We start from the raw sequence: 11,708 nt of genomic DNA, 5'->3' as shown, positions 1-11,708 counted from the left end.
CACCTGTCAGGGAAGCAGAAGGTGTTCTGCAATGGGGCCGAGAGCCAGTGCCGGAATAAAATTCAATGCGCCGACAAGGAGCACGATCGCAAGGAGCCAGCCGATGAACAACGGCGTGTGTGTGGGAAGAGTGCCCTGTCCCGGCGGAGTGTGCTGTTTGCCGGCGAGGGAACCCGCGAGGGCGAGCGCGGGAACGGCGAGCCAATAACGGCCGATCAGCATGGCGATGCCGCCGCTGATGTTGTAGAACGGAGTGTTCGCACCGAGGCCCGCGAATGCGCTCCCGTTGTTGTTTCCCGTCGAGGTGAACGCATACAGCACTTCGCTGAAGCCGTGCGGCCCGCCGTTAAATATCGCTGTACGCCCCGCGTCGCACGACACTGCCAAGGCCGTCAATCCGAGCACGGTTATCGGCATGATCAGGATGAGCAGCGACGACATCTTCATGTCGAAGGCGTCGATCTTGTGTCCGAGATACTCCGGCGTGCGGCCGACAAGCAAACCCGCGACAAAGACCGCCACGATCACAAACACGAACATTCCGTAGAGTCCGGAACCGACTCCCCCGAACACAACCTCGCCGAGCTGCATGAGGAACATCAGGATGCCGCCTCCCAAGGGCATGAAAGAATCGTGCATGGAGTTGACGGATCCGTTCGACGCGGCCGTCGTGAACACCGCCCACAACGCGGAGTTGCCTGCGCCGAATCGCACCTCCTTCCCTTCCATGTTTCCGCCGCATTGTATGGAAGTGGACGTCTGATCGACTCCGAGACGCATGAATACGGGATTGCCCTGTTCTTCCACCACAAGGACTCCTGCGGATGCACAGAGCAGAATCGCAAGCATCGCGATGTACAGCGCCGTTCCCTGCCGTGAATCGCGGACCATCGATCCAAAGGTGAAACAGAGGGCCGCGGGGAGCAGGAGAATGGCAAGCATCTGCAGCAGATTCGACAGCGGCGTGGGATTTTCGAACGGGTGCGACGCGTTTGTGTTAAAAAATCCGCCCCCGTTTGTGCCAAGTTGCTTAATCGCTATCTGCGACGCTGCCGGACCCATCGGCACAAGACCCGACGCGCCATCCGCTGCACCGGCCCTGTGTGCGGTTTCAAGAGAAGTCGCCGGCACGGGCGCATCAAAATTCTGAATCACACCCTGCGACACCAGTACAAGGGCGAGGCACATGGAAAGGGGCAAGAGGATGTACAGAATGCTGCGCGTCAGATCCACCCAGAAATTTCCCAGCAGCGTGGTGGAGTGGCGCGCGAGGCCGCGGATACACAGCGCGGCAACCGCCATGCCCGTGCCCGCAGAGAGGAAGTTCTGTACGGTGAGTCCAAACATCTGCGAGAGATAACTCATCGTTGTCTCTCCGCTGTACGACTGCCAGTTTGTGTTGGACACGAAACTTACGGCGGTATTAAACGCCGTGTCGGCCGCAACGCCGGGGAGCGATTGGGGATTGAACGGGAGCATGTCCTGCATCCGAAGCAGCGCGTAGAGTACGACGTACCCGGCGGCATTGATCACGAGCATGGCCGTCGCATTCCATTTCCAGTCGTGTTCTTCCTCCGCGCGAATACCGGCGACACGGTAAATGGCCCGCTCTATCGGGCGCAGCAGCGGATCGAGAAATGTCCGCGAACCCGAATAGACGCGTGCCATATACCTGCCGAGAGGGATACACGCGGCCGTGAGAAGCACAATGAGCACGAACAGGCGGAGTATGTCGATGGGGATCATGAGAACTTCTCCGGTTTGAGCATCGCGACGAACAGGTAGGCGAGGAGTCCGATCGCAACACACGCCGCAACGACCTGAAATGTGATCATCGCCGTCCTCCACTGTCGCTGGCGCGCAGTCGCTCGCAGAGCTGTATGAGGCCGACCGTACAGAGCCCGAAGCCCGCCACAAGAAGAACATAGACGAGATCACTCATGGGTCGGTCCCTCCCTCAACGAATCGAGCGCGATGTTCAACCGCAGCACGTGTACCCGGGCTTCGCCGAGAAATCCCCATCCCCGCGATTCCGTGTGACTCTCGATCAGGGCGTACAACGGCTCCTCCGGGATGCCCCGGGCTTTTGCGACCCGGGGAATCTGATACATCGCCGCGGCGACGCTTATATGCGGATCGAGGCCGCTTCCCGAGGCCGTGACAAGATCGACGGGAACAGGGCGTGTGTCCGACGTGTCGAAAGCCCGGAGATCGGCTATGCGCTGTCGAGCCCTTGCCAGCAGGGAATCGTGTGTTGGAGCATAATTGGATCCGCCCGAAGCGCCGGCGTTATACGGCATGGGCACCGTCGCCGACAGTCGTCCCCAGAAATATTCGGGCCGCGAGAATTGTTGTCCCAGCAGCGCGGATCCCAGCACCGTGTCGCCGTGGCGGATCAGGCTGCCGTGTCTTTGCCAGGGGAAGAACAGATCGGCAAGGGCCGTGACCAGGGCGGGATACGCTGCTCCGGTGAGAAGCATGCAGCCGGCGAGAAGCACAAGCGCGGGCCGAAGATGGTGTCGCATGAGTGACCTCCATGTACCAGACGATTGCAGGTCATGCCGCTGGAACGCGCCGCAGTGTCGTCTCCCGGAAGCTCTGTGCATCCATCGCGGGGGACCTCACGCGGCAGTATGACGCGGGGCATGACACCCACAATCTCATCATCACCCTTACAAAAGCATGTGAAGACACCGTAAAAAGCCGCATGTGTCTTATAAAGAATTCGTCAAGATTTTTGACGCAGGGGAGCGCCGTCAGCCCGCTCCCCGCGCGGCCCGTGTCGCTGCATCCCAATCTCCGTTCCCCCGAAAATGCAACGGCGCGGGGTGGAAGAACCACCCCGCGCCGTGTTCGCCCAGCTTTGCGCGTGTTACTTTTTGACGAGGTGTATCGTCAGCGTGAGAAGCTCGCCTCCGCGTTTCACGGTCACCGGCACATCCTCCTCGGGCTTGTGCAGGCCGAGCGCATTCATGTAATCGTAGATGTTCTTCAGCTTGGTGTCGCCGAATTGCACGATAAGGTCGCCGGCCTTGAGACCCGCCTTTTCGGCAGGACTGCCCGGACTCGTGCCTGTGATCTTGAATCCTTCCTCGGTGTTTCCGTAGTCGGGAATCGTTCCGACATACACGTTGAAACCACGTACGCGCCGGTCTTCCTTTACCACGACCTTCGTGAAGAGCGGACGCTCGTCGCGCGCGTCGATTGCCCGCAGCACATCGGCGATGAAGCGCGCCGCGCGTTGCTCGCCGGGGAGGTTGATCTTGTCGGCGTCGTCGCTGGGACGGTGATAGTCGGTGTGCAGGCCGGTGAAGAAGAACAGCACGGGCAGATCCTTGCGGTAGAAGCTGGCGTGGTCGCTCGAGCCCTGCCCGTCCTGAATCAGGCCGAGGTCGAACTTGTAGGACTCGTTTACTTTTTTCACGAGTTCTTCAAAACCATTCGAAGTGCCCACACCCTGCACGTTCAATTTATTGGTGCTGTCGGAAAGGCGGCCGAGCATGTCGATGTTGATCATCCACGCGACGTCGGCAAGCGGCCTCGTGGGATTCTTCGCCCAATGCGACGAACCGAGCAGGCCCATCTCCTCCGCGGCGAAACCGAGAAACAGCACCGACCGCCGTGGCCGGTTCGACGCAAAGTACTGCGCGAGTTCGAGCATCGCCGCGGTACCCGACGCGTTGTCGTCGGCGCCGTTGTGTATCACGCGATCCTTGCCGCGGTACAGCGATCCGCTCTGCCCCCAGCCGAGATGGTCGTAATGCGCGCCGATCACAATGACCTGTCCGCGCAGCGCCGGATCGCTCCCCTCGAGCAGGGCGGCGACATTCGAGACGGGCTTGCGAATAAAGGATACGTCGGTCTGAATATCGGCGGTCACATCGGACAAGACGGACGACGCCGGTGTTTTAGTGCTGTCGATGCGCGCGAGTATGGCGGGGAGCGCCTCGCGGGTGAAGAGCGCAAGGGCCTCGGCACGTGTGATATTCACGACCATGATGCCCGCACCCTGAGGCGAATTGTCGTAGGTGAACTCCGCGAGGCCGTCGCCATCGGGATTCACGATGAGCAGCGCGGCCGCGCCCGCTTCACGCGCGAAGAGCGCCTTGCTGCGCACGCTGGAGATGTCGTCGAAGTCCGAATGCGGATTGCCGCTCTCGGGATGTCCCTTCGCCACAAGCACCACGCGGCCCTTCACGTCGACGGACGCGTAGTCGTTGTACTGCTTGTTCGGTGCGTTTATCCCGTAGCCCGCGAAGACGAGAGGCGACGAGGCCCTGCCCGCAGCGGAGAAACCGTAGGGAGTGAAATCGCGTCCGACCAGCAGCGTGCGGCGCGCACCAGCCGTCGAGAGGGTCAGAGTATTGTCGGCGCCCATGGCCACGCCGGTCACGGCTTCGAAGGTCTGGCGGTAGCCCTTGTCCCCCGCGGGCGCGAGCCCGTAGCGCTGGAACTCGCGCTCCAGGTACGAGACGGCCAGTTCGCCGCCCTTTGTTCCCGTGCCCCGGCCTTCGAGTTCGTCGGACGCGAGGTAGCGGATGTGATAGCCCAGCTCGTCGATGGTCACGTCGGCCGTCGACGTGGGAGGCGGAGGCGGAATCGTCTGTGCGTACGCCGCGCAGGCGGCCGCGAGAAGGAGGATTGTGGTAAGGCGGGTGCGTGTCATGCTGAAATTCCTCGGATCAGTCGACCCATTCGGCGATAAAGACGTTTGTGTCGCCGGGATTCTTGTTGTTGCGATTTGAGCAGAATACAAGATGTTTTCCGTCACGCAGAAACATGGGAAATCCGTCGAACTCGCCGTCGAAGGTGATACGTTCGGCTTCGCCGCCGTTGATGCTCACCATGTACAGGTCGAAGTTCCGCCGGTTGCTGGCGTCCATGTTCGAACAGAAAATAATGCGTCGGCCGTCGGGGTGCATATACGGCGCAAAATTCGCCGCGCCATTGTCGGTCACCTGGCGCATGTTGCTGCCGTCGGCGTCCATCACGAAGATTTCGAGATTTGTCGGTCGGACGAGATGTTCGTTCACCAACTCCCTGTACGCGGCCTGCTCCTCCTCGGTGCGCGGCCTGCTGGCGCGGAACACGATCTTCGAACCGTCCGGCGAGAAAAAGGCGCCACCGTCGTAGCCCGGCTCGTGTGTCAGGCGGGTGAGATTTCTGCCGTCGATGTTCATGATGTAAAGTTCGGGATCCCCGTCGCGCGTCGAGGTGAAAATGATCTTGTCGCCGTTGGGCGACACGGTCGCCTCCGCATCGTACCCGTCCGACACCGCCAGCGGTTGTATTTCGCTGCCGTCGGAACGAGCGCGGTAAATGTCGAACTCGGGATACAGTTTCCACACATACCCCTTCGACTTGTCGGGCTGAGGCAGGCAGTCGGCGGCGTGTCCCTCCGTGGAGGCGTAGATGATGTGTTCTCCGTCGGGCAGCCAGTACGAACATGTGGTGCGTCCGTTGCCCGACGACACACGACGACGGTCGGCGCCGTCGATGGTCATCGTGTAGATCTGGTCGCACTCCATTCCCGCGAGACGCGACTGGAAGATGAGTTTGGTTTCGTCGAAGGACAGGTATGCCTCGGCGTTCTCGCCCTCAAAGGTGAGCTGACGGATGTTTCGCAGGTGTTTCTCGCCGTCACGGAGTAGCCGGGCATCGTCGGAGCCCGCCTCCTGCGCCAGAGCGCCGGCGTGGATGGCAAGAACAAGGATAAAGGTTGGGGCAAATATCTTCATGACGGGGATCTTCGGAATGAATGTCTGTGATGCGACGTAATCGGCGCGGCACACCGGCCCTGCGCCGACAGGCAACGGCGGCGGGAACGTGCCGGGAAACAGAAACGCGTGTCTACAGTGTCGCCCGCTGCGATTTAAAAAGGTGATAAATCGTGGAACGAATCGTGTCGGACGTTGCGGTCGGACAGCGGACGGACTTGAGGTGTTTGTGCAGACACAGCTTCGTGGCCAGATTCAGTTGATACTCCCCGAACAACTCCGGCCGCTCATGCACCATCCGCTGCAGGATCTCCACTTCCTCGTCGGTCAGATCCGTGATTTCCTTGTCGACAAGGGCGCTGATGTATTCCGGGACTTCTTCCGCTTTCATTGGTCTCGCGTCGCAGCGCAGTGAATGGTGGTGGTATCAGATCGTCTCGTCGGCCGATGCGAATCCGCGGGACTTTGCGTAATCAAGGAGTTTTGCGCGCAGCATTTTCCGCCCGCGGTGGAGGCGCGACCGGACTGTCCCGATCGGGCATTCCACAAATTCCGCTATCTCCTCGTATGTGAATCCCTCGATGTCGCACAGGATCACCACGGTTCGGAACTCCTCGGGCAGCGATTCAAGCGCCTCGGAGACGTCGTCGTCGAGCAGATTCGAAAACAGCTTTTCTTCCAGGTCGTTGGCATCCGCCGATTCCGCCCGGATCGAGTGATAGAACTCCTCGACCTCATCGTAATCCACCTTGTCCGGCTCTTTTGCCACTTTCCGGTAGATGTTGATGAAGGAGTTCTTCATGATGCGAAACAGCCAGGCCTTGCAGTTCGTTCCTTTCTCGAATTTGTCGAAGAAACGGTAGGCCTTCAGGTAGGTTTCCTGCAGCAGATCGTCGGCATCATCCGGATCGGATGTCATGCGCAGCGCGAAGTTGTACAATGCGTCCATATGTGGAAGCGCCTCGCGCTCGAATTCGAGGTGGCGCTTCTTCAAGTATTCGGCGTCGATGGGCGCATCGACCGAATTTTCATCCAATATTTCTTCCTGAAGTTCAGGGTTCAGGAGCGACATATATCTCCATCATTCGGCTAATCCTTAGCTCAAGAATATAGGGCGAGTTCCCGAGATTTCACAATTTTTGCGGTGGGGACTACTTTTTGCCCTGATTGTACCGATAATACGGGGAATTGTCTTGAAAACCGTGTGCAACGGGTTATGAAATGGGCGGCTGCCGGAGTTATATTTCCCACCAGTACTGTCCGGCCCCGGGAAGAACCTGCCGACTAACCCCCACAATTGCCACGAGCATGGAACACCACCCCTGGTTACAGCATAGCGAGGTGATCGCCTTGTGTCCGAAGTGCGGCGCCGAAGCCCTGCGGAGGAGCCACAGCAAGACGCGTCTGGAACGATTCAAGCGCGCGCACACCCTCAAGCGGGTGTTCCGCTGCCATGAGTGCGGTTGGCGCGGCTGGGTTGACGAAGCGAAATTGCGTTACTCCGCAAGCGGCATCGAATCGGTAGCAGCCCCCATGGTCGAGGGCGACGACACGATCCCGAATTTTACCTTGGATGACGGGGCTGCACCCATCGAAGCGATTCTGCCGCCCGAAAGGGATATCCCGCGTCCAGCTACGCCTGCCCCTCCACCTGCATCGCCCACCGGCGGCGCGCCGGAGACACCATCCCGCAGCAGCACGTTTCCGCCGGACGAAAGGCCCGCGCAGGTGATCCGTCCTCCGCTCGATGACGACGGGTTCGGTGACGTGGAGATGCCCAGCATCGACGCACAACCCAAGCCGTATTCCGAACCGCAGGATTTGGAATTTCATTCCTCGAAACGGCACAAGGGACGCGCCTGTCCGAGCTGCGGTGAGTTCCGCCTGTTCCGTTCCCGCCCGCGCAACATATGGGAGACGCTTCGCCGCAAACTGCTCGGCAGGCGTCCGTACCGCTGCCACAAATGCGGATGGCGCGGCTGGTTCTCGGCCGATCAATGACGATGTCTGCAAAAAAAAATTCAGACCATATTGTAATCCGAAAAAATTGTGATAATTTTACTCTGAATTGATGGGCCTCTTATTCTCACCATACCAGTACGACCATGCACATTTCAAAATCCGCAGGATACGCAGTCCACGGGCTCGTATATCTCGTCACGAAGAAATCGGGCGAGCCCGTCCAGATTTCTGAAATCGCGGAGTATCAGAACGTCTCCCGCACCTATCTGGCGAAGATCTTCCAGCAGCTTTCTACCGCCCGCATCATTCTGGGACAGCGCGGAATCACGGGTGGATATCTTCTCGCCAAGGACCCCGCGTCGGTTACCCTTCTCGACATCGTTGAAGCTGTCGACGGACCCGTCATCAAGCGCCACTGCTGTCTCGGCATTATGGACTGCCACCTGAAGTCGACCTGCGTCGTCCTCGATTCATTCGTCGAAGCGAACAACCGCTTCGCGAATTACCTGAAGGGCATCACATTGTCCGACATCATCGGCAAGGTGACCTCGCAGGGCGCGCCCTACGTATTCAACAAGAAGAAGTCGGGAAAGAAGTAACCATTCTTTCCGAGGGTCCTTCACACATGTCCGCACCCGGGAGACACGGGAGCGCGTCCCCGTTTTTTACTCTCGCGCATCGTGATGCAACGACCGGCGCGCGCGCGGGAATTGTACACACCGGTCACGGCGACATCCCCACGCCGGTGTTTATGCCGGTGGGTACACAGGGAACCGTAAAGGCCGTCGAGCAGCGGGAGCTTGTCGACATCGGCGCGCGCATTATCCTGGCGAACACCTACCATCTCGCGCTGCGCCCCGGAGCGGACTTCCTGCGGGAGCGCGGGGGATTGCACCGGTTCATGGCATGGAACGGCGCGATGCTTACCGACAGCGGCGGCTATCAGGTGTACAGTCTTGCGCAATTGCGCCGCATTGAACAGAGCGGTGTCACCTTCCGTTCGCATATCGACGGCTCGGTGCACCGTTTCACTCCCGAGAGTGTCATCGACATTCAGCGCGATATCGGCTCCGACATCATGATGATACTCGACGAGTGTCCCGCCGCGGACTGCGGATACGAATACGCCGCGCGCAGCGCCGAATTGACGCTTCGCTGGGCCGCGCAGGCCCGCGAACATCTCGGGAAAACCGTCCCTCACTACGGACACACGCAGGCGGCTTTTGGCATCGTGCAGGGGAATGTGTTCCAGGACCTGCGCCTTCGCAATGCGGAAGGACTTATCGCGTTGGACTTCGACGGGTACGCCATCGGTGGTCTTGCCGTGGGCGAGGACATCGACACTATGTACGAGGTGACCGGGTACACCGCCGCGGCATTGCCCGCGCACAAGCCGCGCTATCTGATGGGCGTCGGCACCCCGCTCAACATCGTCGAGGCCGTGTCGCGCGGCGTGGACATGTTCGACTGTGTCATGCCCACACGCGACGGCCGTCACGGTCTGCTGTTCACCTTCGACGGACCGCTTCCCATCGACAAGGAGCGATTCGCGCGCGACGAGGCCCCCATCGACGCGCAATGCGGCTGTTACGCCTGCGCGACATTCAGCCGCGCGTATCTGCGGCATCTCTTTCATGTGCGCGAGACGCTCGCGATGCAGCTCGCCTCGCAGCACAACCTGGCATTTTACCTGCAATTGACGCGCGACATGCGGAATGCTATTTTGGGAGATGTCTTTTCCGGGTGGAAGCAGCAATTCATCGCCCGGTACACGAGCGGCACACACGCCGCATGATTCGAATCGCACCAGCAAGGAGCATTTTGTGAATTCACTTTTTATCGCGCTCATGGCCCCGCAGCAGGGCGGGGGCGGCGGCAACAGCATGGTCAGCACCCTCATTTTCTTCGCGCTGATCTTTGTCATCTTCTATTTCATGATTCTCCGTCCGCAGCAGAAGCGCGCGAAGGAACGCCAGAAGCTACTCGACAGCGTGAAGAAGGGCGACAAGGTCGTCACCACCGGCGGCATGCACGGCAAGGTCGTGAGCGTCGACGAGAAGACCGTGCTGATCGACGCGGGCGACAACCTCAAACTCAAGTTCGAGCGCGCAGCCATCGCGAGCATCACCAAGGAAGCGTCGGAATAAGCAGCACATGTCCTCCCATTTCCATAGCGTCGACGAAGCCATCGCCGATATTCGCGCGGGCAAGGTCATCATCATCGTCGACGACGAGGACCGCGAAAACGAAGGCGATTTCGTCTGCGCCGCCGAACTCGTCACACCCGAGATCGTCAATCTCATGATATCGGAGGGCCGCGGACTCGTCTGCACGCCGCTCACCGAAGAACGCATGCACGATCTCGGCCTCGACATGATGGTCGACACCAACACGGCGATCCACGGAACAAATTTCACCGTGACCGTCGACTACGTGCACAACACCAGCACCGGCATCTCGGCGGCCGACCGCACGGCCACCATCCGCGCGCTCGCGGATCCCGCGACAAAGCCGCGTGATTTGGCGCGCCCGGGGCACATCTTTCCCCTCAAGGCCATACCGGGCGGCGTGCTGCGCCGCGCGGGTCATACCGAAGCCGCCGTCGATCTCGCCCTGCTGGCCGGCCTCCGGCCCGTGGGTGTTCTCTGCGAGATTCTCAACGAAGACGGCAGTATGGCGCGCCTCCCCCAGCTCCTCTCGATCGCGCGCAAGCACCATCTCAAGATCATCTCCGTACAGGATCTCATCGCCTACCGCGTGCAGAAAGAGCGACTCATTAAAAAGCTCGCGCAGTCGAAACTGCCCACGCGCTACGGCGACTTCGAAATCCATCTCTACGAAAACGTGCTCGATAGCAAGGAACATCTTGCCCTCGTGCGCGGCGACATGACGCAGCCCGGTCCGGTGCTCGTGCGTGTGCATTCGGAGTGTATCACGGGTGATACGTTCGGGTCACTGCGCTGCGACTGCAAGGACCAGCTCAACGCGGCCATGATGATGGTCGAGCGCGAGGGGCGCGGCATCATTCTCTACATGCGCCAGGAAGGCCGGGGCATAGGCCTCGCAAACAAGCTCATGGCCTACAATCTGCAGGATCTCGGTCGCGATACCGTCGAGGCCAATCTGGAACTCGGTTTCCAGGAGGACCTTCGCGATTACGGCATCGGCGCGCAGATTCTTGCCGACCTCGGCGTGCACCAGATGCGGCTCATCACCAACAATCCCAAGAAACTCATCGGACTGCAGAGTTACGGCCTGGAGATCGTCGAGCGAGTGCCCATCGAGATCATGCCGAACGAGGTCAATGAGTTCTATCTCCGCACGAAGCGCGAGAAGATGGGGCACCTTCTCTCGAAGGATCACTGAGGAGGAGCTAGGAGTTAGGATGTAAGAACAGGGTGGGGCGCTTGACTTCAGCGTGGCCGCTCACTATATTAGGAAAGCATAGCCAGTATTCCGGGCGGAACGCTGGCTCTGTTTTTTTATTGTTTCCATCCAATTGAGGAGTCACGTCGTGGAAGGATCTGGAACCGTGTACCTGACGCGCGAACGCATGCGCGAACTGGAACGCGAACTGCATGAGATGAAGACCAAGGGTCGTGCGGAGATCGCAGACAAGATTTCCGAGGCGCGCTCGCACGGCGATTTGAGTGAAAACGCGGAGTATGACGCGGCGAAGGAAGAGCAGGGGCTTTTCGAACTCCGTATCAGCAAACTCGAGACCACACTGTCGCGCGCGCGCATCATCGAGTCGAAGGATCTGCCGAACGACGCCGTGTACATCCTCTCCGATGTGACATTGAAGGATCGCAAATCCGGCGAAACAGTCACATACAAACTTGTCTCCCCGGAAGAAGCCGACTTCGACGTGAACAAGATCTCGGTCACCTCGCCCATCGGTAAAGCACTGTTGAAGAAGAAACTCGGCGACGATGTGACGGTGACAGTCCCGGCCGGCACGCTCGAATACACGATCATCAACATCACGCGCTGACGATCGCCCCCCTCTGAATACAAAAGGCCGTCCTG

The 11,708-nt window shown here is 59.7% G+C and carries 13 protein-coding genes; 6 read left to right on the top strand and 7 right to left on the bottom strand.

Annotation, left to right across the window (positions count from 1 at the left end; translation table 11 throughout):
• Positions 1–6: 6 nt before the first annotated feature.
• The 7 genes from kdpA to HY962_10080 form a co-directional block, all read right to left on the bottom strand.
• Entirely contained in the window at positions 7–1,746 is a 1,740-nt protein-coding gene (gene kdpA, locus HY962_10110) for a potassium-transporting ATPase subunit KdpA (GenBank protein ID MBI5647273.1), read from the bottom strand.
• Positions 1,743–1,835 (bottom strand): K(+)-transporting ATPase subunit F, encoded by a 93-nt coding sequence (gene kdpF / locus HY962_10105; protein MBI5647272.1) that lies wholly within the window; start codon positions 1,833–1,835, stop codon positions 1,743–1,745. The genes kdpA and kdpF overlap by 4 nt, the downstream gene beginning before the upstream one ends.
• A 99-nt stretch (positions 1,836–1,934) precedes the next feature.
• Complete coding sequence (kdpC, locus tag HY962_10100) at positions 1,935–2,525, bottom strand: potassium-transporting ATPase subunit KdpC (protein ID MBI5647271.1); 591 nt, start codon at positions 2,523–2,525, stop codon at positions 1,935–1,937.
• 347 nt (positions 2,526–2,872) lie between these two features.
• Positions 2,873–4,666, bottom strand: coding sequence for a M28 family peptidase (locus HY962_10095; protein MBI5647270.1), 1,794 nt, complete (start codon positions 4,664–4,666; stop codon positions 2,873–2,875).
• Positions 4,667–4,682: 16 nt separating this feature from the next.
• On the bottom strand, positions 4,683–5,738 hold the full coding sequence (locus HY962_10090; protein MBI5647269.1) for a PD40 domain-containing protein: 1,056 nt from the start codon (positions 5,736–5,738) through the stop codon (positions 4,683–4,685).
• 112 nt (positions 5,739–5,850) lie between these two features.
• A complete protein-coding gene (locus HY962_10085) occupies positions 5,851–6,108 on the bottom strand; it encodes a hypothetical protein (GenBank protein ID MBI5647268.1) in 258 nt (85 codons plus the stop codon).
• A 36-nt stretch (positions 6,109–6,144) separates the two neighbouring features.
• Positions 6,145–6,789, bottom strand: coding sequence for a sigma-70 family RNA polymerase sigma factor (locus HY962_10080; protein ID MBI5647267.1), 645 nt, complete (start codon positions 6,787–6,789; stop codon positions 6,145–6,147).
• A gap of 236 nt (positions 6,790–7,025) precedes the next feature.
• Between HY962_10080 and HY962_10075 the strand changes: the two genes are divergently transcribed.
• The 6 genes from HY962_10075 (at position 7,026) to greA (ending at position 11,673) form a co-directional block, all read left to right on the top strand.
• A complete protein-coding gene (locus tag HY962_10075; protein ID MBI5647266.1) occupies positions 7,026–7,718 on the top strand; it encodes a hypothetical protein in 693 nt (230 codons plus the stop codon).
• Between the two features lie 104 nt (positions 7,719–7,822).
• Positions 7,823–8,278, top strand: a complete 456-nt coding sequence (locus HY962_10070; GenBank protein MBI5647265.1) for an Rrf2 family transcriptional regulator — start codon at positions 7,823–7,825, stop codon at positions 8,276–8,278.
• Between the two features lie 26 nt (positions 8,279–8,304).
• On the top strand, positions 8,305–9,474 hold the full coding sequence (gene tgt, locus HY962_10065) for a tRNA guanosine(34) transglycosylase Tgt (GenBank protein MBI5647264.1): 1,170 nt from the start codon (positions 8,305–8,307) through the stop codon (positions 9,472–9,474).
• A gap of 52 nt (positions 9,475–9,526) precedes the next feature.
• Positions 9,527–9,826 carry a preprotein translocase subunit YajC gene (yajC, locus tag HY962_10060; GenBank protein MBI5647263.1) on the top strand — a complete coding sequence of 100 codons (300 nt, stop codon included), beginning with the start codon at positions 9,527–9,529 and terminating at the stop codon, positions 9,824–9,826.
• Between the two features lie 7 nt (positions 9,827–9,833).
• Positions 9,834–11,045, top strand: a complete 1,212-nt coding sequence (locus HY962_10055) for a bifunctional 3,4-dihydroxy-2-butanone-4-phosphate synthase/GTP cyclohydrolase II (protein MBI5647262.1) — start codon at positions 9,834–9,836, stop codon at positions 11,043–11,045.
• Between the two features lie 187 nt (positions 11,046–11,232).
• Complete coding sequence (greA, locus tag HY962_10050; GenBank protein MBI5647261.1) at positions 11,233–11,673, top strand: transcription elongation factor GreA; 441 nt, start codon at positions 11,233–11,235, stop codon at positions 11,671–11,673.
• The last annotated feature ends 35 nt before the right edge of the window (positions 11,674–11,708 follow it).

This window comes from Ignavibacteriota bacterium, assembly GCA_016218045.1.
Classification (GTDB): domain Bacteria; phylum Bacteroidota; class Ignavibacteria; order SZUA-365; family SZUA-365; genus JACRFB01.
The sequence above is the reverse complement of the archived record's forward strand: the minus strand, read 5'-3'. Positions and strand labels throughout refer to the sequence as shown.

Bases quoted from the DNA above. Each gene is read 5' to 3' on its own strand.
- HY962_10055 (MBI5647262.1), top strand. From the start codon at position 9,834: ATGTCCTCCCATTTCCATAGCGTCGACGAAGCCATCGCCGATATTCGC.
- yajC (MBI5647263.1), top strand. From the start codon at position 9,527: ATGGCCCCGCAGCAGGGCGGGGGCGGCGGCAACAGCATGGTCAGCACC.
- HY962_10080 (MBI5647267.1), bottom strand. From the start codon at position 6,789: ATGTCGCTCCTGAACCCTGAACTTCAGGAAGAAATATTGGATGAAAAT.
- kdpF (MBI5647272.1), bottom strand. From the start codon at position 1,835: ATGATCACATTTCAGGTCGTTGCGGCGTGTGTTGCGATCGGACTCCTC.
- HY962_10095 (MBI5647270.1), bottom strand. From the start codon at position 4,666: ATGACACGCACCCGCCTTACCACAATCCTCCTTCTCGCGGCCGCCTGC.
- kdpA (MBI5647273.1), bottom strand. From the start codon at position 1,746: ATGATCCCCATCGACATACTCCGCCTGTTCGTGCTCATTGTGCTTCTC.
- HY962_10090 (MBI5647269.1), bottom strand. From the start codon at position 5,738: ATGAAGATATTTGCCCCAACCTTTATCCTTGTTCTTGCCATCCACGCC.
- HY962_10085 (MBI5647268.1), bottom strand. From the start codon at position 6,108: ATGAAAGCGGAAGAAGTCCCGGAATACATCAGCGCCCTTGTCGACAAG.
- greA (MBI5647261.1), top strand. From the start codon at position 11,233: ATGCGCGAACTGGAACGCGAACTGCATGAGATGAAGACCAAGGGTCGT.
- tgt (MBI5647264.1), top strand. From the start codon at position 8,305: ATGTCCGCACCCGGGAGACACGGGAGCGCGTCCCCGTTTTTTACTCTC.
- HY962_10075 (MBI5647266.1), top strand. From the start codon at position 7,026: ATGGAACACCACCCCTGGTTACAGCATAGCGAGGTGATCGCCTTGTGT.
- HY962_10070 (MBI5647265.1), top strand. From the start codon at position 7,823: ATGCACATTTCAAAATCCGCAGGATACGCAGTCCACGGGCTCGTATAT.
- kdpC (MBI5647271.1), bottom strand. From the start codon at position 2,525: ATGCGACACCATCTTCGGCCCGCGCTTGTGCTTCTCGCCGGCTGCATG.